The 18,364-nt window shown below is 67.0% G+C and carries 22 protein-coding genes; 5 read left to right on the plus strand and 17 right to left on the minus strand.

Going from position 1 to position 18,364, the window contains the following annotated elements; translation table 11 throughout:
* The first annotated feature begins 94 nt into the window (after positions 1-94).
* Positions 95-727: a uracil phosphoribosyltransferase gene (gene upp / locus ACVOME_RS04810; RefSeq protein WP_053517320.1), complete on the plus strand. Its 633-nt coding sequence runs from the start codon at positions 95-97 to the stop codon at positions 725-727.
* A 52-nt stretch (positions 728-779) separates the two neighbouring features.
* Here upp and ACVOME_RS04815 read toward each other — a convergent pair whose 3' ends face one another.
* The 6 genes from ACVOME_RS04815 to rsmD all read right to left on the minus strand — a co-directional run bounded on the left by ACVOME_RS04815 (position 780) and on the right by rsmD (position 5,593).
* Positions 780-1,667: an MBL fold metallo-hydrolase gene (locus tag ACVOME_RS04815; protein WP_074901296.1), complete on the minus strand. Its 888-nt coding sequence runs from the start codon at positions 1,665-1,667 to the stop codon at positions 780-782.
* Between the two features lie 120 nt (positions 1,668-1,787).
* The gene (gene ggt, locus ACVOME_RS04820; RefSeq protein WP_481504798.1) at positions 1,788-3,518 is read right to left on the minus strand and encodes a gamma-glutamyltransferase; all 1,731 of its coding nucleotides are present in this window, start codon (positions 3,516-3,518) and stop codon (positions 1,788-1,790) included.
* Positions 3,515-3,796 carry a YfhL family 4Fe-4S dicluster ferredoxin gene (locus ACVOME_RS04825; RefSeq protein WP_053517316.1) on the minus strand — a complete coding sequence of 94 codons (282 nt, stop codon included), beginning with the start codon at positions 3,794-3,796 and terminating at the stop codon, positions 3,515-3,517. The genes ggt and ACVOME_RS04825 overlap by 4 nt, the downstream gene beginning before the upstream one ends.
* Positions 3,797-3,928: 132 nt before the next feature.
* Positions 3,929-4,420, minus strand: a complete 492-nt coding sequence (locus tag ACVOME_RS04830; protein WP_053517314.1) for a hypothetical protein — start codon at positions 4,418-4,420, stop codon at positions 3,929-3,931.
* Between the two features lie 58 nt (positions 4,421-4,478).
* Complete coding sequence (coaD, locus tag ACVOME_RS04835; RefSeq protein WP_053517312.1) at positions 4,479-4,988, minus strand: pantetheine-phosphate adenylyltransferase; 510 nt, start codon at positions 4,986-4,988, stop codon at positions 4,479-4,481.
* 26 nt (positions 4,989-5,014) lie between these two features.
* Positions 5,015-5,593 carry a 16S rRNA (guanine(966)-N(2))-methyltransferase RsmD gene (gene rsmD / locus ACVOME_RS04840; protein WP_053517311.1) on the minus strand — a complete coding sequence of 193 codons (579 nt, stop codon included), beginning with the start codon at positions 5,591-5,593 and terminating at the stop codon, positions 5,015-5,017.
* 598 nt (positions 5,594-6,191) lie between these two features.
* On the opposite strand from rsmD, the gene htpG reads away from it, so the two are divergent.
* Complete coding sequence (gene htpG, locus ACVOME_RS04845; protein ID WP_164152273.1) at positions 6,192-8,084, plus strand: molecular chaperone HtpG; 1,893 nt, start codon at positions 6,192-6,194, stop codon at positions 8,082-8,084.
* A gap of 70 nt (positions 8,085-8,154) precedes the next feature.
* Here the strand turns inward: htpG and ACVOME_RS04850 are convergent, their stop codons facing one another.
* The gene (locus tag ACVOME_RS04850; RefSeq protein WP_180876286.1) at positions 8,155-8,454 is read right to left on the minus strand and encodes a hypothetical protein; all 300 of its coding nucleotides are present in this window, start codon (positions 8,452-8,454) and stop codon (positions 8,155-8,157) included.
* Between the two features lie 129 nt (positions 8,455-8,583).
* Between ACVOME_RS04850 and ftsY the strand changes: the two genes are divergently transcribed.
* From ftsY to ACVOME_RS04865, 3 genes are read left to right on the plus strand one after another with little or no spacing between them, the layout of a single operon-like run.
* Positions 8,584-9,885 (plus strand): signal recognition particle-docking protein FtsY, encoded by a 1,302-nt coding sequence (gene ftsY, locus ACVOME_RS04855; RefSeq protein ID WP_180876285.1) that lies wholly within the window; start codon positions 8,584-8,586, stop codon positions 9,883-9,885.
* Positions 9,878-10,990, plus strand: coding sequence for an A/G-specific adenine glycosylase (mutY, locus tag ACVOME_RS04860; protein ID WP_231107715.1), 1,113 nt, complete (start codon positions 9,878-9,880; stop codon positions 10,988-10,990). The genes ftsY and mutY overlap by 8 nt, the downstream gene beginning before the upstream one ends.
* Positions 10,991-10,995: 5 nt before the next feature.
* Positions 10,996-11,265, plus strand: a complete 270-nt coding sequence (locus ACVOME_RS04865) for an oxidative damage protection protein (protein ID WP_065174958.1) — start codon at positions 10,996-10,998, stop codon at positions 11,263-11,265.
* A gap of 18 nt (positions 11,266-11,283) precedes the next feature.
* On the opposite strand, the gene ACVOME_RS04870 is transcribed toward ACVOME_RS04865, so the two are convergent.
* The 10 genes from ACVOME_RS04870 to ACVOME_RS04915 all read right to left on the minus strand — a co-directional run bounded on the left by ACVOME_RS04870 (position 11,284) and on the right by ACVOME_RS04915 (position 18,333).
* Positions 11,284-11,733 carry a DUF6491 family protein gene (locus ACVOME_RS04870; RefSeq protein ID WP_053517332.1) on the minus strand — a complete coding sequence of 150 codons (450 nt, stop codon included), beginning with the start codon at positions 11,731-11,733 and terminating at the stop codon, positions 11,284-11,286.
* A gap of 107 nt (positions 11,734-11,840) precedes the next feature.
* Positions 11,841-12,659: an ATP-binding cassette domain-containing protein gene (locus tag ACVOME_RS04875; protein WP_065174957.1), complete on the minus strand. Its 819-nt coding sequence runs from the start codon at positions 12,657-12,659 to the stop codon at positions 11,841-11,843.
* Positions 12,652-13,893 carry a lipoprotein-releasing ABC transporter permease subunit gene (locus ACVOME_RS04880; protein WP_481504799.1) on the minus strand — a complete coding sequence of 414 codons (1,242 nt, stop codon included), beginning with the start codon at positions 13,891-13,893 and terminating at the stop codon, positions 12,652-12,654. Before ACVOME_RS04880 ends, ACVOME_RS04875 begins: the two co-directional genes overlap by 8 nt.
* A gap of 23 nt (positions 13,894-13,916) precedes the next feature.
* Positions 13,917-14,366, minus strand: coding sequence for a hypothetical protein (locus ACVOME_RS04885; RefSeq protein ID WP_081279720.1), 450 nt, complete (start codon positions 14,364-14,366; stop codon positions 13,917-13,919).
* A complete protein-coding gene (locus tag ACVOME_RS04890; protein WP_053517299.1) occupies positions 14,317-14,565 on the minus strand; it encodes an FAD assembly factor SdhE in 249 nt (82 codons plus the stop codon). The genes ACVOME_RS04885 and ACVOME_RS04890 overlap by 50 nt, the downstream gene beginning before the upstream one ends.
* 90 nt (positions 14,566-14,655) lie before the next feature.
* Positions 14,656-15,441, minus strand: a complete 786-nt coding sequence (locus ACVOME_RS04895; RefSeq protein ID WP_053517298.1) for a succinate dehydrogenase iron-sulfur subunit — start codon at positions 15,439-15,441, stop codon at positions 14,656-14,658.
* Positions 15,442-15,508: 67 nt separating this feature from the next.
* Positions 15,509-17,299, minus strand: a complete 1,791-nt coding sequence (gene sdhA / locus ACVOME_RS04900; RefSeq protein WP_053517296.1) for a succinate dehydrogenase flavoprotein subunit — start codon at positions 17,297-17,299, stop codon at positions 15,509-15,511.
* Positions 17,300-17,330: 31 nt separating this feature from the next.
* Complete coding sequence (gene sdhD, locus ACVOME_RS04905) at positions 17,331-17,717, minus strand: succinate dehydrogenase, hydrophobic membrane anchor protein (protein WP_414488286.1); 387 nt, start codon at positions 17,715-17,717, stop codon at positions 17,331-17,333.
* Entirely contained in the window at positions 17,714-18,106 is a 393-nt protein-coding gene (sdhC, locus tag ACVOME_RS04910; RefSeq protein WP_004153151.1) for a succinate dehydrogenase, cytochrome b556 subunit, read from the minus strand. The genes sdhD and sdhC overlap by 4 nt, the downstream gene beginning before the upstream one ends.
* Before the next feature lie 56 nt (positions 18,107-18,162).
* On the minus strand, positions 18,163-18,333 hold the full coding sequence (locus ACVOME_RS04915) for a DUF1674 domain-containing protein (RefSeq protein WP_074901279.1): 171 nt from the start codon (positions 18,331-18,333) through the stop codon (positions 18,163-18,165).
* Between the last annotated feature and the right edge of the window lie 31 nt (positions 18,334-18,364).

The following is an 18,364-nucleotide window of genomic DNA, read 5'->3' on the forward strand; positions in this document are numbered from 1 at the left end:
CGCCCTCGATCCGCGCCCGCTGGCTGCGCTCCGTTTGGGGTTCCGCACCCCGATCCGGCAGAATGATCGCCTCTCCCTTCCCCCTTTTCCGACCATGAAGATCGTCGAAGTGCGCCACCCGCTGGTGCAGCACAAGATCGGCCTGATGCGCAACGCCGCGCTCAGCACCAAGGATTTCCGCGAACTGGCCAACGAGCTGGGCACGCTGCTGGCCTATGAGGCCACCGCTGACCTGGACACCGAGCCGCACACCCTGCCCGGCTGGGCCGGTCCGGTGACCGTGCAGCGCATCGCTGGCGCCAAGATCACCGTGGTGCCGATCCTGCGGGCCGGCCTGGGCATGCTCAGCGGCGTACTGTCGCTGATCCCTGCCGCCCGCGTGAGTGTGGTCGGCCTGCAGCGCGATGAGGAAACCCTGCAGCCGGTGCCGTACTTCGAGCGCCTCACCGGGCGCCTGGAAGAGCGCGATGCGTTGATCCTGGACCCGATGCTGGCCACGGGCGGCACCCTGATCGCCACCATCGACATGCTCAAGCGGGCCGGTGCGCGACGCATCAAGGGCATTTTCCTGGTCGCCGCTCCGGAGGGCATCGACGCGGTCAAGGCAGCGCATCCGGATGTGGAGATCTACACGGCGGCAATCGACGCCCAGCTCAACGAAAAGGGCTACATCCTGCCGGGCCTCGGCGACGCGGGCGACCGCATCTTCGGCACCCGCGTCGGCTGACCGGTGCGCCGGGGTCAGATCCCTTTCGCAGAAAGGGCTCCGACCCCGGCACTCACCCCAGCGCGCGCGCCTTCAGTTCACCCTGCTCGTGCAGGGTCACGAAACGCCCCTTGTCGTCGCGACCCAGCTGGGCCAGTGCGACCTGCGGGTCGTGGGTAAAGAACAGATGCACGTTGCGCGCCAGCTTGTCCTCCAGGAACTGCCGCTTCTCGTCGATCAGCAGTTCCGCGTTGCGGTCATATCCCATGGTGATCGGCACGTGCACCCACGAGCGCCCCGGAATCAGGTCAGCGCAGAACACCACGCCACCGCGAGCGACCTCGCCTGCATGCCCATGGCCGACGATCTCGGCCAGCATCAGCCCCGGCGTATGCCCATCGCTGTAGCTGAAACGCACGCTGCGCCCCAGCGCCCTGGAGAACTCGCCGTCGACCACTTCCAGGCGCCCACTGGCCTGCAGCAGCCCGGGCAGCTCCGGGATGAAACTGGCGCGGTCGCGCGGGTGCGGCTGAAGTGCGCGCTGCCAGTGCTGTGCACCGACCACATAGGTGGCATTGGGAAACAGCAGTTCGGGCTCGCGCCCCTCGCTCCATGCTGCCAGCAGGCCGCCGGCGTGGTCGAAGTGCAGGTGGCTGAGGACCACCACGTCGATGTCCTCGTGTTCGAAGCCCGCCTCACGCAGCGAATCGATCAGCACATGCTGGCTTTCCTGCACGCCATAGCGCTCGCGCATGCGCGGATCGAAGAACGCGCCGATGCCGGTTTCAAACAGGACCGTCTTGCCTTCCAGCGGGCTGGCCAACAGCGCGCGGCATGCCAGCTCGATACGGTTCAGCTCATCCGGTGCCGCCCATTTTTCCCACAACGCACGGGGTGCGTTGCCGAACATCGCACCGCCGTCGAGGCGCTGCGAGTTACCACGAATCGACCAGAGTTTCATGCGCCGATTATCGTCGGCAGGCCGTTAAATAATCGCTAGAACGAAACTGCAGCGCCCTGCCATTGCGGGCAGGGCGCTGCGGCTCACCGTCGGCCGGATGGGACCCGGCGAGCCCGGCCGTTACCTGCCGGGCACCACCTGGGCGCTGCCGACCGGGTTGCGCGGATCGCTGCCGCCGAACAACCGGTTGCTCCTGCGATCCCATTCCACCGTCTGCAGATTGCCCCAGACGTGGCTGGAGCCGCGACCACCGGCGGCGACATTCCCCGGCAGATCGATCTTGTGGCCCATCGCCTGCAGCTGCTTCACGGTGGCCGCGTCGAACGCGTTGTCTTCGGCCTCGATCAGGTCCGGCAGCCACTGGTGGTGGTAGCGTGGCAGCGCCGCGACCTGCTGCGCATCCAGGCCGGCGTCGTAACCGAGGATGCCCAGCAGCACCATGGTGATGATGCGGCTGCCGCCGGGGGTGCCCAGCACCACGACCTTGTCGTCGTTCTCCATGAAGGTCGGCGTCATCGAGCTGAGCATGCGCTTGCCCGGCTTCGGTGCGTTGGCCTCGTAGCCCATCACGCCGAACGCATTGGGCGTGCCCGGCTTCAGCGCGAAATCGTCCATCTCGTTGTTCAGCAGCACACCGGTGCCCTTGGGTATCAGGCCCGAGCCGTACAGCAGGTTGACGGTCTGGGTGGCGCCGACGCGGTTGCCATCACGGTCGATGATCGAGAAATGGGTGGTCTCGTCGTCCTCCAGCGGCGTCGGATTGCCCGACAGCAGGTCGCTGGGCGTGGCCTTCTCCGGATGGATGGTGGCACGCAGGCCCTGCGCGTAATCCTTGCTGGTCAGCACTTTCTGCGGGATCTGCACGAAGTCCGGATCGCCCAGGAAGAACGTGCGGTCGCGGTAGGCGCGCCGCATCGATTCGACTACCAGATGGGCGCGGTGCGCCGGATCCATCTGCTTGATGTCCCAGCCTTCGAGGATCTGCAGCATGCTGGCCAGGGCGATGCCACCGGACGACGGCGGCGGCGCCGTGGTGATCTTCCAGCCGTTGTAGTCGAAGACGATCGGCTCGCGCTGCTTCACCCGGTAGCCGGCCAGCTCCTCGGCGGTCCAGCGGCCACCGGCCTGCTTCACTCCGGCCAGCAGCAGCTTGCCGGTCTGGCCCTTGTAGAAGCCATCGAAGCCACCCGCCGCCAGCCGCTCCAGTGTCTGCGCCAGTTCCGGCTGCCGGAACACATCACCGGTGGCGATCGGCCTGCCGTTGCGCAGGTACACCTCGCGGGTCCCGGGGTAACGCTCCATCACCTCGCGACGCGAGGCATAGCCCTTGGCCATCCGCTCGTACACCGGGAAGCCGTCGCGGGCGATGCGGATGGCCGGTTGCAGCGAAACCGCCAGGGGCAGCCTGCCGTGCCGGGCCGAAAGCTCCACCAGCGCCGCAGGCAGGCCGGGGATACCCGCCGACCAGGCGCCGTTGACCGAGCGGTCGCGGTCCAGGTTGCCCTTCCCGTCGAGGAAGGCCTGCGGCGTGGCAGCAGCCGGCGCGGTCTCGCGCGCATCCAGCATCACGTCCTTGCCGGTGGCCGCGTCATGCAGCAGGAAGAAGCCGCCACCGCCCAGGCCGGAACTGATCGGCTCGACCACCGCCAGCGTCGAGGACACCGCCACCGCGGCGTCGAACGCGTTGCCTCCCTGCGCAAGGATGTCCACGCCGGCCTGGGTGGCCTGCGCGTGGCCGCTGGCAATGGCAGCGCCATCGGGACGTTCGGCACGGGCCGGCGCATCGGCCCAGGCAAGCGGGCTCAGCAACAGGCCGAGCAGCAACACGGGACGGGCGAGCAGCGTCTTCATTCGGATGGGGGCTCCGCGTAGAGTTCGGGATGATCGTGCTGCAGCCGGCGCAGTTTGGCCAGCAGCTGGTCTTCCGTTTCCACGATCTCCGGGTCCGGATCGATGCATTCGACCGGGCAGACGACCACGCACTGTGGCTCGTCGAAATGGCCCACGCACTCGGTACAACGGGCGGGGTCGATCACGTAGATGGTTTCACCCATCGCAATGGCCTGGTTCGGGCAGGCCGGCTCGCAGACGTCGCAGTTGACGCAGAGCTCATTGATTTTCAGCGACATGGCGATACTCCTCGCCCGCGCCTTGGGACAAAGGACCGGCCAGCGCGGGCGCGCGGGCCGGTCAGGTCATCGGTGACGCCCGCTACAGGCGCCACCCGGGCCACGTTGCAACGTGGCCGCCACGGCTCGGTCTTACTTGGCTTCGACGAAAATGTACTCGGCACCGGTCGGCTGCACGGCCGCCTGCACGCGGGCGTTGTCGGCCGACTGGCCGATGAAGACGACGCGCACGCCCTTCATCGAATCCGGCGACACGTCCTTGAACACGGCCTGGATCATGTCCGCCATCTTGCCCGAGGCCGACGAACCGAAGGCCAGCATGTTACCCGGCTGCACGCCACGGGCCACGGCCTGGGTCGCGCTCTCGGTCTGGCGCTCGTACTTGGCCTGGAAGTCCGGGTCCGATTCCGGCGAGAGGTAGTACAGGAACGGGCTGTTGGAGATGTTGCCCATGTTCTGGATGGCGACTTCCTGCAGGTACTTCTTCCAGCCTGCGTCGTCGTCCTTGGACGGGGCGACCAGCGCCTGCTTGGCTTCGTCGACCGGAGCGGCCTCTTCCTTCTTGCAGGCGGTGAAGGCCAGGGCCAACGAGGCGATCAGCATCGCGCGCATGGTGGTGTTCATGGTTTCCTCCCGGAATGGTGCGTGGTGTTGTACGTAAGGGGTGCGGGTACGGCGGGGCTTATGACTGGGTCGATTTCGCCTCGCGGACCCTGCGCAGGGCTTCGAGCACCGCGGCCGGCACGAAGCCGGACACGTCGCCGCCCAGGCGCGCGATCTCGCGGACCAGCGAAGACGAAATGAAGCTGTGCTGCTCGGCCGGCGTCAGGAACAGGGTCTCGACTTCCGGGATCAGGTGGCGGTTCATGCTCGCCATCTGGAACTCGTATTCAAAGTCCGACACCGCGCGCAGGCCGCGCAGCAGGACCCCGCCCTGGACGGAGCGTACGAAATGGGCCAGCAGGGTATCGAACCCGCAGACCTCGACGTTGCCATGGTGGCCCAGGGCATCCCGGGCCAGCTGCACGCGCAGTTCCAGCGGCAGGGTCGGCCCCTTGGACGGGCTCTGCGCCACGCCGACCACGACCTTTTCAAACAGCGGTGCGGCCCGGTTCACCAGGTCGATATGACCGTTGGTGATCGGATCGAACGTGCCGGGGTAGACGGCAATGCGGCGGTTGGCCACGGTCATGGGCGGTTGCAGATGTTCAGATGAAGTCAAAGTGTAGCAGCGGCGCGGCGGTACAGGGCAAAGCGCACCTCACGGGTGCCGCCCTCGCGGTGCAGCAGCCAGTCCGGCGGCAGCACCGGGACGTGACCGGCCGGCGACTCCAGGTAGAGCCAGGCGTCGGCTGCCAGATGCCGCGGCAGCTGGGCCAGCACGTCCTGCCAGAGGCCATCGGCGAACGGCGGGTCGATGAACACCAGATCCGCCTGCTGCGCGGGCGCGCCCTGCAGCCAGCGCAGGGCATCGGCCTGGACCACGGTGATCTGCGCGCTGGCCTGCAGCTTGGCGACGGCGGCCGACAGATTGCGGCCGAGCTGGGCATCGCGCTCGACCAGGGTGGCGTGAGCGGCGCCGCGCGAGACGGCTTCCAGGCCCAGCGCGCCGCTGCCGGCAAACAGGTCCAGCACGCGGGCCCCGGCCAGTCGGGGCATCAGCCAGTTGAACAGGGTCTCGCGCACACGGTCACTGCTGGGCCGCAGGCCCGGCAGGTTCGGCACCGGCAGGCGGGTATTGCGCCAGCGCCCGCCGATGATGCGAACCTGGCCGTCATTGCCTCCACGGCCGCTCATCGGGGCCACCGGCGAAGGGTGTTCGAGAATTTCAGCATGAGCGGGATTGTAGTTCGGCCGGGCGGCGCCCGGCACCCGCAGAAGCCAGAGCAACGGCTGGAGCAACGGCAAAGGCTGGTTTCCTGGGGGTTGGCGGGGTGGGTCAGGTTGTGGGGGACGCCGTGAACCCATCCCTAGGGGCTTGGCCGCGGCATCCATGCCGCGGACACCCCCACAACCTGATCCACCCCGCCTTCGACCGTTTCCTGCGATCTGTCGGAACGGCTCTTGGTTTGGATTTCGAGATCTGAGAGATTTCATCCACGCATGGCGTGGATCTAGTGGCCACCGGCCAACTGTCGAAGGCGGGGCACTGTGGGTTCGCGGGGTGTGAGCCGCATGGATGCGGCGACCAAGCCTCCATGGACGGATTCACGGCGCCCCCGCGAACCCACAGTGCCCCGCCATCCCTCGGAATGCACGCTGTTGCTTTTGCTCTGGCCTCTGCGGGTGCAGGGCGCCGCCCTGCCCGACCAACCCCCTTGATTTCGGGACAATCACCCCTACCCCTTGGCGAGGCCGCACGCGCTGGCGCGGCATTGCACACGGAGCCCTATCGATGACCGAGACGACCCAGACCGAAACCCTTGGCTTCCAGACCGAAGTCAAGCAGCTGCTGCAGTTGATGATCCACTCGCTGTACTCCAACAAGGAGATCTTCCTGCGCGAGCTGGTGTCCAATGCCGCCGACGCGGCCGACAAGCTGCGCTTCGAGGCGCTGACCCAGCCGTCCCTGCTGGAAGACGACAGCGACCTGCGCGTGCGCGTCAGTTTCGACCCGGCCGCCCACACCATCACCATCGAGGACAACGGCATCGGCATGAGCCGCGCCGAGGCCATCGCCCACCTCGGCACCATTGCCAAGTCCGGCACCGGCGACTTCCTGCGCCAGCTGTCCGGCGACCAGAAGAAGGATTCGCAGCTGATCGGCCAGTTCGGTGTCGGCTTCTACAGCGCGTTCATCGTCGCCGACGAAGTCGAAGTCACCTCGCGGCGGGCCGGCCTGGCCAGCAGCGAAGGCGTGCGCTGGACCTCGCGCGGCGAAGGCGACTTCGACGTCGCGACCCTCGACAAGCCCGAGCGCGGCACCCGCATCGTGCTGCACCTGAAGGACGGCGAACACGACTTTGCCGATGGCTGGCGCCTGCGCAGCATCCTCAAGAAGTACTCCGACCACATCGGCCTGCCGATCCAGATGCCGAAGGAAGGGGGTGAAGAGGGCGCGGCGGTCGAATGGGAAACCGTCAACCGTGCCAGCGCGCTGTGGACCCGTCCGCGCACCGAGATCAGCGACGCCGAGTACAGCGAGTTCTACAAGCACGTGGCACACGACCACAGCGATCCGCTGGCGTGGAGCCACAACAAGGTCGAAGGCAAGCTGGAGTACACCTCGCTGCTGTACGTGCCGGGCCGTGCACCATTCGATCTGTATCACCGCGATGCGCCCAAGGGCCTGAAGCTGTATGTCCAGCGGGTGTTCGTGATGGACCAGGCCGAGCAGTTCCTGCCGCTGTACCTGCGCTTCATCAAGGGCGTGGTCGATTCCAACGACCTGTCGCTGAACGTCTCGCGCGAGATCCTGCAGTCCGGCCCGGTCATCGATTCGATGAAGGCCGCGCTGACCAAGCGCTCGCTGGACATGCTGGAGAAGCTGGCAACCGACAAGCCCGAGCAGTACGCCACGTTCTGGAAGGAATTCGGCCAGGTGCTGAAGGAAGGACCGGCCGAGGACTACAACAACCGCGAGAAGGTGGCCGGCCTGCTGCGCTTCGCCTCCACCCGTGGCGAGGGCGATGCCCAGACCGTCTCGCTGGCCGACTACATCGGTCGCATGGCCGAAGGCCAGGACAAGATCTACTACCTGACCGGCGAGAGCTACAGCCAGGTCCGCAACAGCCCGCACCTGGAAGTGTTCCGCAAGAAGGGCGTGGAAGTGCTGCTGCTGACCGACCGCATCGACGAATGGCTGATGGGTTACCTGACCGACTTCGACGGCAAGGGCTTTGTCGACATCGCCCGTGGCGACCTCGACCTCGGCGCGCTGGAGACCGAGTCGGACAAGCAGGAACAGGAAGCGGCGGCCAAGGACAAGCAGGCCCTGATCGAGCGGCTGAAGGCGGTGCTTGGCGACGACGTGGCCGAAGTCCGCGTGTCGCACCGGCTGACCGATTCGCCAGCGGTGCTGGCCATCGGCGAACAGGATCTGGGCCTGCAGATGCGCCAGATCCTGGAAGCCAGCGGCCAGAAGGTGCCTGACAGCAAGCCGGTGCTGGAGATCAATCCGGGGCACCCGTTGATCACCAAGCTCGATGGCGAGGCCGATGGTGATCGTTTCGATGATCTCGGCCGCGTGCTGTTCGACCAGGCCGCGCTCGCGGCCGGCGACAGCCTGAAGGACCCGGGCGCCTACGTTGCGCGCCTGAACAAGCTGCTGCTGGAGCTGTCGGCCTGACACGCACGGTGGTCGCCGGGCATGGCCCGGCGCTGCCAGGCGCTGGCTGTCATCTGCCAGGCCGGGCTGCTCAGGCCCGGCGATCCAGCAGCGACCCCAGCATCTGGTCCTGGCGGCGGACCAGCGAAGCGTTGGCGGCGAAGGCCACCACCTCCGCGTTTGCCGCCAGCAGATCAGCCAGCGGCGCGGCGGGATCGGCGCCGGCAGCGGTCACCCGGGTCTGCACCCCACCCTGTTCCACCGCCGCGCGCTGCAACTGCAGGCGCGGCGCATCGGCTGTCGCCAGGTTGGCCACGTTGTGCGCGGCCACCTGCACGCCTTGTGCTGCGGCCCGCATGCCGCTCCAGGCCGTTGCCATCACGTTGTCCATGGCGGTCTCCGGGCCGCCCGGTGCAGCCCTCCGACGCCATTAGCGGCTGCCCGGCCGCGACCTTGAGTCCACATCGGGCAGACGGGCCCGGGTGGTAGCATATCCCTCTGATTTCAGCGCCTTTTGCCAATGCTCAGTTTTTTCCGCCGCAAGAAGCCCCAGGACGCCGCCACACCGGACGCGCCCAAGACCCAGCACTACTCGGCTGAAGAGCTGGCGGCGGCATTCCCGTCGGCCGCGCCCGTCGAGGACACCACGGTCGTAGCCGACGCCCCGCCAGCCGTGGCTCCGGCTGAGGCGGTGCCCGTCCCGGCGCCGCCCGCCACTGCCCCGGCGTCCCCGCCGGCGCCGGCAGCGACCGAACGCGTCCTGGCACCGGAAGACTTCGAGGCCGAGGCACGTGCCGCCGCCGCCGTGCTCGCCCCGCTGGCTCCGGTGATTCCCGCACAGCAGCCCTCCGCACCGGCCGCCGACCTGCCGGTGCTGGTGGATGCCGCACCGGCCCCCGCCGGCAAGTCCGGCTGGCGCGAACGCCTGCGCAACAGCGTCATCGCGCGTAGCTTTGGCGGCCTGTTCTCGCGCAATCCCAAGCTCGACGATGACCTGCTGGACGAACTGGAAACCGCGCTGATCACCGCCGATGTCGGCGTCGGTGCGACCACCGAGCTGGTCGAAGGCCTGCGCAGACGCATGAAGGCACGTGAGTTCGCCGATGCCAACGCACTGCTGGGCGCACTGCGTGCCGACCTGATCGCGATCCTGCAGCCGGTCGCCAGGCCACTGGTGATCGATCGCAACGCCAGGCCCTTCGTGGTGCTGACCGTTGGCGTCAACGGTGTCGGCAAGACCACCACCATCGGCAAGCTGGCCAAGCGCTTCAAGGACGACGGGCACAGCCTGATGCTGGCCGCCGGCGATACCTTCCGTGCCGCTGCCGTGGCCCAGCTGCAGGCCTGGGGCGAGCGCAACGGCGTGGCCGTGGTGGCCCAGGGCCAGAACGCCGACGCCGCCTCGGTGGCCTACGACGCGCTGCAGGCCGGCAAGGCGCGCGGCACGTCGGTGCTGATTGCCGATACCGCCGGCCGCCTGCATACCCAGTCCGGCCTGATGAACGAGCTGGGCAAGATCCGTCGTGTGCTCGGCAAGATCGATCCCGCTGCGCCGCACGAGGTGCTGATGGTGATCGACGGCACCACCGGCCAGAACGCGCTGTCGCAGCTGCGCCAGTTCAACGCCGCGGTGAACGTCACCGGCCTGGTGGTGACCAAGCTGGACGGCACCGCAAAGGGCGGCGTGGTGTTCGCACTGGCCCGCGAGTTCGGCATTCCGATCCGTTTCGCCGGCATCGGTGAGCGCCCGGAAGATCTGCGTGAATTCGATCCGGAAGCCTTCGTCGACGCGCTGCTGCCCGAAGCGCTTGGCAGTGCCTGAGGCCACCGTCGTGCCCGCGGGCGACCCGTTCGTCGCCCGCCTGCTGCACTGGTTCGACGACCACGGCCGCCACGACCTGCCCTGGCAGCATCCGCGCAGCCCCTATCGGGTCTGGCTGTCGGAGATCATGCTGCAGCAGACCCAGGTGGCCACGGTCATCCCGTACTTCCAGCGGTTCCTGCAGCATTTCCCGACCCTGCCCGCGCTGGCCGCGGCCAGCAACGATGCGGTGATGGCGCAGTGGGCCGGGCTGGGCTACTACGCCCGTGCGCGCAACCTGCATGCGGCGGCCCAGCGCTGCGTGGAACTGCATGACGGCGAACTGCCGCGTGATTTCGACGCGCTGCATGCGCTGCCCGGCATCGGCCGCAGCACCGCGGGCGCGATCCTCAGCCAGGCCTGGAACGACCGGTTCCCGATCCTCGACGGCAACGTCAAGCGCGTGCTCAGCCGGTATCACGGCATCGAAGGCTTCCCCGGCCTGCCAGCCATCGAAAAGCAGTTGTGGGCCATCGCCGAAGCGCACGCGGCCCAGGTGCCGGATGGCCGGATGGCCGACTACACGCAGGCGCAGATGGACCTCGGTGCCACCGTGTGCAGCCGCGCCAGGCCCGCCTGCGTGATCTGCCCGCAGCAGCAGGACTGCGTGGCGCGCCGCGAAGGCCGGACCGCCGAGCTGCCCACGCCGAAGCCCGGCAAGGCCCTGCCCGAACGCGAAGCCGTGGCCCTGCTGCTGCGCGATGCCCAGCAGCGCGTGCTGCTGCAGAAGCGACCGGAGACCGGCATCTGGGCGCAACTGTGGACCCTGCCGCAGGCCGACGCCGGTGAAGCGCTGCAGGACTGGTTCGATGCACACGTGGACGGCTCGCTGGAAGATGCCGACGAGCTGCCGGTGCTGCAGCACACCTTCAGCCACTACAGGCTGCACCTGCAGATCCTGTCGCGACAGGTACGCGGCCTGCGCGTGGAAGAATCCTCGCTGCGCTGGGTCACCGCCGACGAACTGCCGACGCTGGGCTTGCCGGCTCCCATCCGCAAGTTGCTTGATGGCACCGCGATCAAACCGCCACAACGCAGATCCAAGAAACCCCGCAACCACGAGTGAGTGCCATGCCCCGAACCGTCTTCTGCCAGTACGAACAACGCGATGCCGAGGGCCTGGACTTCGTGCCCTATCCGGGCGAACTGGGCCAGCGCATCTTCAACCACATCGGCAAACAGGCCTGGGCGGCATGGCTGGCGCACCAGACCATGCTGATCAACGAGAACCGCCTGTCACCGCGCGACCCGAAGCATCGCGCGTTCCTGGAAGGGGAACTGGTCAAGTTCCTGTTCGAGAAGGACGCGGAGAAGCCCGCCGGCTTCATCCCGGAAGCCTGATCCGGAGATGGCGCCGGCCTAGTTCGCCGGCTCCTCGCGCTCCTGCACCTGCGCCTGCCGCAGCTCCTGTTCCGAAGCACGCAGCGCCTTCACGTCAAGCTTGCGGATGCTGCTGATGAAGCACGGCAGGCGCGGGCCTCCGGTCGGGTCCCGGACCAGCACCTTGTCGAAGCGGGCCGACACGCGGTTCATGCGGCTGGTCAGGCCGATGGCGGTCGCAAACGACAGATCCTGGCAGGGGCCGTTCAATTCCAGCAGGTAGGCCTCGCTGGGCCGGGTCCATACCGCCAGTGCACTGTCGCCCAGTTCGGTCCAGCCGTTGAGGCTGCCGAAGAACTGCATGTCATTCTGCGGTGCGCCGGCGTGCGCCCGGTACAGGTCCAGCCGCTCGGCACTGCTCAGGCGGCCGGTGGTCGCACACGCGGCCAGGGCAAGGCAGAGCCCTGCGATCACAAGCGGGGTCTTCATGTCGATCTCCACGGGGAACCGGGGGCCATCATGCGCCTGCCCGGGTATGGGCGGCGAGAATCCCGGCGCCACCGTTCAGGCGCCGGGAGGTGCACGTTGCCGGCCGCTCAGACGTCGGCGTGGGCCAGCTCGTGCAGGCGCCCTTCGCGCAGTTCCAGCACCCGGTCCAGGCGCCGCGCCAGACCGCGGTCGTGGGTGACCAGCACCAGGCTGGTATGGCGGGCACGATTGAGTTCGAGCATCAGGTCGAACACGGTGCCGGCCGTGCGATCGTCCAGGTTTCCGGTCGGCTCGTCGCCCAGCACGCAGGCCGGATGATTCACCAGCGCGCGCGCCACCGCCGCACGCTGGCGCTCGCCACCGGAAAGCTCGCCCGGTTTGTGGTCCAGGCGATGGCCCAGCCCGACCGACTCCAGCAGCAAGGTTGCGCGCGCGGCCGCCTCCTCCACTTCAGGACGACCACGGACGAAGGCGGTGGCCCCGTTGACGATGCTGGCCAGCGCCGTCCCCACCACGCCCAGGCCGGCGAACATCGCCCGCTGTGACATCGGCGAATGCGAGCGGGACAGCAGCAGCGGCATCATCACGTTTTCCAGCGCGGTGAATTCCGGCAGCAGGTGATGGAACTGGTAGACAAAGCCCAGCGCCTGGTTGCGCAGCAGGCCACGCGCGGTATCCGACAGCGCCGACATGCGTTGACCGGCCACATACACCTCGCCGGCACTGGGTACGTCCAGTCCCCCCAGCAGGTGCAGCAGCGTGCTCTTGCCTGCACCGGACGCACCGATGATGGCCACGGTTTCACCCGCGGTGACGGTCAGGTTCAGGCCGTCGAATACCGGGGTCTGCATGCGCCCTTCGGCATAGATCTTGCCGAGGTGCTCGGCGCGGATCACTTCCTGGCCGCGGTCAAAGGCTTCATTCATAGCGCAGGGCCTCCGCCGGCTGGGTGCGTGCCGCCCGCCAGGCGGGATACAGGGTGGCCAGGAAGCTCATCAGCAGTGCGACCACGGTGATCACCACCACGTCGCCGGTCTGCATGTCCGTCGGCAGGCCGGTGATGTAGTACACGTCTTCCGGCAGCAGCTTGACGTTGAACACGCGCTCGATGGCACCGAGGATGCGTTCCAGGTTGAAGGTCAGGGTGATGCCGCCGATCAGTCCGGCCAGCGTGCCGAAGATGCCGATCAACGAGCCCTGCACCATGAACACCTGCATCACCCCCCCCGGGGTCAGGCCAAGCGTGCGCAGGATGGCGATGTCCGCCTGCTTGTCGGTGACCAGCATCACCTGCGAGGACACCAGATTGAACGCGCCCATGGCGATGATCAGCGACAGCAGGATGCCCATCACCACTTTCTCCATGCGCAGCGAGTGGTAGAGATTGGCGTTCTGCTGGGTCCAGTCACTCACGCGATAGGCGCCGCCGAGGTTCTGCGCAAGGTCCACGCCGACTTCCAGCGAGCGGTCCATGTCGTGCAGCTTCAGGCGCACGCCGGTCGCGCCATCGGCGCGCAGTACGCGCTCGAGATCCTTCATGTTGGCGAAGCCGACGCCGCGGTCGACCTCGTTGTAGCCGGCCTCGAAAATACCGCTGACGGTGAAGCGTTTCATCCGCGGAACGGCGCCTGCAGGTGTGCCCTGCACTTCGGCGAAGGTCACCAGCACCTGGTCGCCGACATCGACGCCCAGCCAGATCGCCAGTTCCTTGCCCAGCAGCAGATTGAAGCTGCCGGGTTTCAGGCTGTCGTAGCTGCCCTTGACCACCTTCTGGTCGATCACCGACACCTTCGGCTCCAGTGCCGGGTCGATACCCTGGATGATCGCACCCTGCACGCGCGGGCCGCTGATCATCGACTGGATCTCGATATAGGGTGCGGCGCCCGCCACGCGCGGGTCCTTGTTGGCCACGTCCACCACGCGCATCCAGTCCGGCATGGGCTCGCCGTCGCGACTGATGGTGGTATGCGCCGTCATCTGGAGCAGGCGGCTGCGGATTTCCTTCTGGAAGCCGCTCATCACCGCCAGGGTGGTGATCAGCACCGTAACGCCGAGCGCGATGCCCAGGATCGATGCCATCGAAATGAAGGAGATGAAGCCGTTGCGGCGCTTGGCGCGCAGGTAGCGCAGGCCGATGGCCACGGGAATGGGTTTGAACATGCAGGCACGCCGGACGATTCAGCCTATGGTGCCATCGACCGGGCTCGACGGGAAACGGCGCGTGCGGCGACGGCCAGTCGCAGTTCACGTCGCTGCCGGGCATCGAGCACATCCGGCCAGAACAGCAGCCGCCGTTGCCGCCGCCCCTGGCGCCCATGCAGCAACAGCCACGGGCCGCGGATCACCAGCTGTGGAGCGTCCAGCGCCTGCCCCGCCACCTGCAGCGGAGCGGGCAACGCCGGCAGGCACACCCTCACCTTCGGCCGGCGCAGGCGCCAGAAGAGCTCGGCCAGGCCCAGCGCCCAGACCAGCAGTACGACGGGAACCAGGGCGTCTCGGGGCAGATCCGAAGCGCGCAGCAGCCAGGGGGCGGCGAGCAGTACCGCCAGCTGGGCACCCGCCTGCAGCCGTGAAGGGCGCCACTCAAGGCTTGAGGGCGCGGATCCTGTCCATGAGCGGGATGGCGTGCGCATGCGGGCAGACCTCGTAGCCCATGAACCAGCGCCACAATTTATCGTCCTCACAGTCGAGCAGGAACAGGAAAACCTCGCGCTCTTCGGTCGGCGCAGCGCTCCATTCGCGGTCGAGGTAACGTTCGAACAGCTGGTCCAGTTCGCGCATGCCACGCCGGCAGCGCCAGCGCAGCTTCTTCAGCAGGGTTTCTTCATCCATTGCAGGCCTCCAGATACAGCGAAGCCACGCATGGCGTGGCTCGGCTGGGGTGCGTGCGGCCGCCGTCGATGCGGCCGCATGCGGGATGGATCAGGCGCGACGCTCCATCATGAGCTTCTTGATCTCGGCAATCGCCAGCGCCGGGTTCAGGCCCTTCGGGCAGGTGCGGGCGCAGTTCATGATGGTGTGGCAGCGGTACAGCTTGAACGGATCTTCCAGATCGTCCAGGCGCGCACCGGTGTCCTCATCGCGCGAGTCGATGATCCAGCGGTAGGCCTGCAGCAGGATCGCCGGACCCAGGTAACGCTCGCCGTTCCACCAGTAGCTCGGGCAGCTGGTCGAGCAGCAGGCGCACAGGATGCACTCGTACAGGCCATCGAGCTTCTTGCGGTCTTCCGGCGACTGCAGGCGCTCGCGATCCGGCGGCGCCGGGGTCTGCGTGCGGATCCACGGCTTGATCGAGGCGTACTGCGCGTAGAAGTGAGTCAGGTCCGGAACCAGATCCTTGACCACGTTCATGTGCGGCAGCGGGTAGATCGGCACTTCCTTCTTGCCGCAGTCCGCGATGGCGCGGGTGCAGGCCAGCGTGTTGGTGCCGTCGATGTTCATCGCGCACGAACCGCAGATGCCTTCGCGGCAGGAGCGACGGAAGGTCAGGGTCGGGTCGATCTCGTTCTTGATCTTGATCAGCGCGTCCAGGACCATCGGGCCGCAGGCGTCCAGATCGACCTCATAGGTATCGGTGCGCGGATTGCTGTCGTCATCCGGACTCCAGCGGTAGATCTTGAAGGTACGCACGTTCTTGCCGCCGTTCTTGACGGGGAAGTGCTGGCCCTTCGTGATCTTGGAATTCTTGGGGAGTGAAAACTCGGCCATGGCTGCTCTCGTTGGCTCAGGCGGCCCGCGCCCTCAAGGCGCGGATTGCATGGTAGGCGGGGTCGGATCAGTACACGCGCGGCTTCGGCGGCACCACGGACACGTCATCGGTCAACGTGTACATGTGCACCGGACGGTAGTCGAAGCTGCACTTGCCCTTCTCGTCGACGCTGACCAGGGTGTGCTTCTGCCAGTTGACGTCGTCGCGGTCCGGGAAGTCCTCGTGCGCATGCGCGCCGCGGCTTTCCTTGCGCTGTTCGGCCGAGTTGATCGTCGCCACCGCGTTGAGCAGCAGGTTGTTCAGCTCGTAGGTCTCGATCAGGTCCGAGTTCCACACCAGCGAACGGTCCGAGACCTTCACGTCCTGGAACGAATCGAAGATCTTGTCCATCTTCTCGCAGCCTTCCTTCAGCGTCTGGCTGGTGCGGAAGACGGCCGCGTCGGCCTGCATGGTGCGCTGCATGCGGTCGCGGATGACCGAGGTCGGGGTGTCGCCGTTGGCGTGGCGCAGCTTGTCCAGCAGGCCCAGCGCCTTGTCGCAGGCATCGGCCGGCAGCGGCTTGTGCGCCGCGCCCGGCTTGATGGTCTCGGCACAGCGGTTGGCCACCGCGCGGCCGAACACCACCAGATCCAGCAGCGAGTTGGAGCCCAGGCGGTTGGCGCCGTGCACGGACACGCAGGCGGCTTCGCCGATGGCGTACAGGCCCGGCACCACGGCATCGGGGTTGTCGCCGACCTTGCGCACCACTTCACCGTGGTAGTTGGTCGGGATGCCACCCATGTTGTAGTGCACGGTCGGGATGACCGGGATCGGCTGCTTGTGCACGTCGACGCCGGCGAAGATGCGGGCGCTCTCGGCGATGCCCGGCAGCTTGTCATCGATCACGCCCGGGCCCAGGTGGGTCAGGTCGAGCAGGATGTGATCCTTGTGCTCGCCGACACCGCGGCCTTCGCGGATCTCGATGGTCATCGAACGGCTGACCACGTCGCGCGATGCCAGATCCTTGTAATGCGGTGCATAGCGCTCCATGAAGCGCTCGCCGCTGCTGTTGCGCAGGATGCCACCTTCACCGCGGACACCCTCGGTGATCAGGCAGCCGGCGCCGTAGATGCCGGTCGGGTGGAACTGCACGAACTCCATGTCCTGCATGGCGATGCCGGCACGCATGGCCAGGCCGCCACCGTCGCCGGTGCAGGTATGCGCGGAAGTTGCGCTGAAATAGGCTCGGCCGTAGCCGCCGGTGGCCAGTACCACGCCCTGGGCGCGGAACAGGTGCAGCGTGCCGTCGGACATGTCCAAGGCCAGCACGCCGCGGCAGACGCCTTCGTCGTCGAAGATCAGGTCGAGCGCGAAGTACTCGATCATGAAGCGCGCGTCGTGCTTCAGCGACTGCTGGTACAGCGTATGCAGCATCGCGTGGCCGGTACGGTCGGCCGCCGCGCAGGTGCGCTGCGCCGCCGGGCCTTCGCCGTACTTGGTGGTCATGCCACCGAACGGGCGCTGGTAGATCTTGCCTTCGGCGGTACGCGAGAACGGCACGCCGTAGTGCTCGAGCTCGATGATGGCCGGAATGGCCTCACGGCACATGTATTCGATGGCGTCCTGGTCGCCCAGCCAGTCCGACCCCTTGATGGTGTCGAAGAAGTGGTAACGCCAGTCGTCCTCACCCATGTTGCCGAGCGCGGCGGAGATACCGCCCTGGGCGGCGACGGTGTGCGAACGGGTCGGGAAGACCTTGGTCAGGCACACGGTCTGCAGGCCCTTGGCGGCCAGGCCGAACGTGGCACGCAGGCCGGCGCCGCCGGCGCCCACCACGACCATGTCGTACTTGTGTTCGGTGATCTTGTAAGCGGACATCTAGTCTGGATTCCTGTGTAGGTGCCTGGGCTCAGGCAACGCCGAGGGCGATGCGGCCCACCGCGAACACACTGACGATCATGCCGAGCACGGCGACGAACTTCACCGCGGTCTGCAGCACCAGGGCCAGCAGCGATTCGTGGATGTAATCTTCCAGCACGACCTGCATGCCGAGCTGTGCGTGCCAGAACATGGCGATCAGCAGGCCGATCAGCGGCACCGCGTTCCACGGCTTGGCGATGGCAGCAGTGGCAGTCGCGTAGTCGGAACCCAGCAGGCCCAGCACGAAGACCAGGAACCAGACCCCCAGCACCACCAGGGCGGCGGCGGTCAGGCGCTGGTGCACGAAGTGCTCGGTGCCGGTCTTGGCCGAACCCAGGCCACGCACGTTCTTCAGCGGAGTACGGAACTTGCTCACGCGGCACCTCCAAACATCACGTAGGCCCACACCAGCAGGGTGATCACCAGGCTGCCGATGACCGACAGCCAGCTGCTGCGGATGAAGGCGGGGATGCTGAAGCCGATGGCGAAGTCCTGCACCACATGGCGGATGCCATTGCACAGGTGATAGGCGAACGACCATGTCCACGCGAACAGGAACACGCGGCCATACCAGGCCCCGGCATGGCCGGTGAAGCAGTTCCACGAATCGGGCCCCATCATCAGGGCCAGCAGGCCCGCAGCGATGATGAGGGCACCAACAGACAGAAAGACGCCAGTGGCTCGATGCAGGATCGAGGTGGCCATCTGAATCTGCCAGCGATACACCTGAAGGTGCGGGGAAAGTGGGCGTTGTCTGGTCGCCATTCGCTGGGCTCGTTGTCTCGGCTGGGCGGCACGCGGCCGCGTTGGCTCAATGCTGATCAGAAATCGATGCAGCGTCCGTTTTTCTCCCAATCGCCATACCGCACCGGATCGAGTCCGCCGCGGCCGCCGAATTCCTCTGCCTTTTCCTGTTCCACGGGCACGGGTGCCGCAGGGACCAGCGGGGCTTCAGTTTCGTCGTCGGGAGTGGGGGTTGTTTGGCCTATCATGGTCGGTCTCGCAACGCACAAATTTTAGACC

The organism is Stenotrophomonas sp. STEN008 (genome assembly GCF_056760435.1).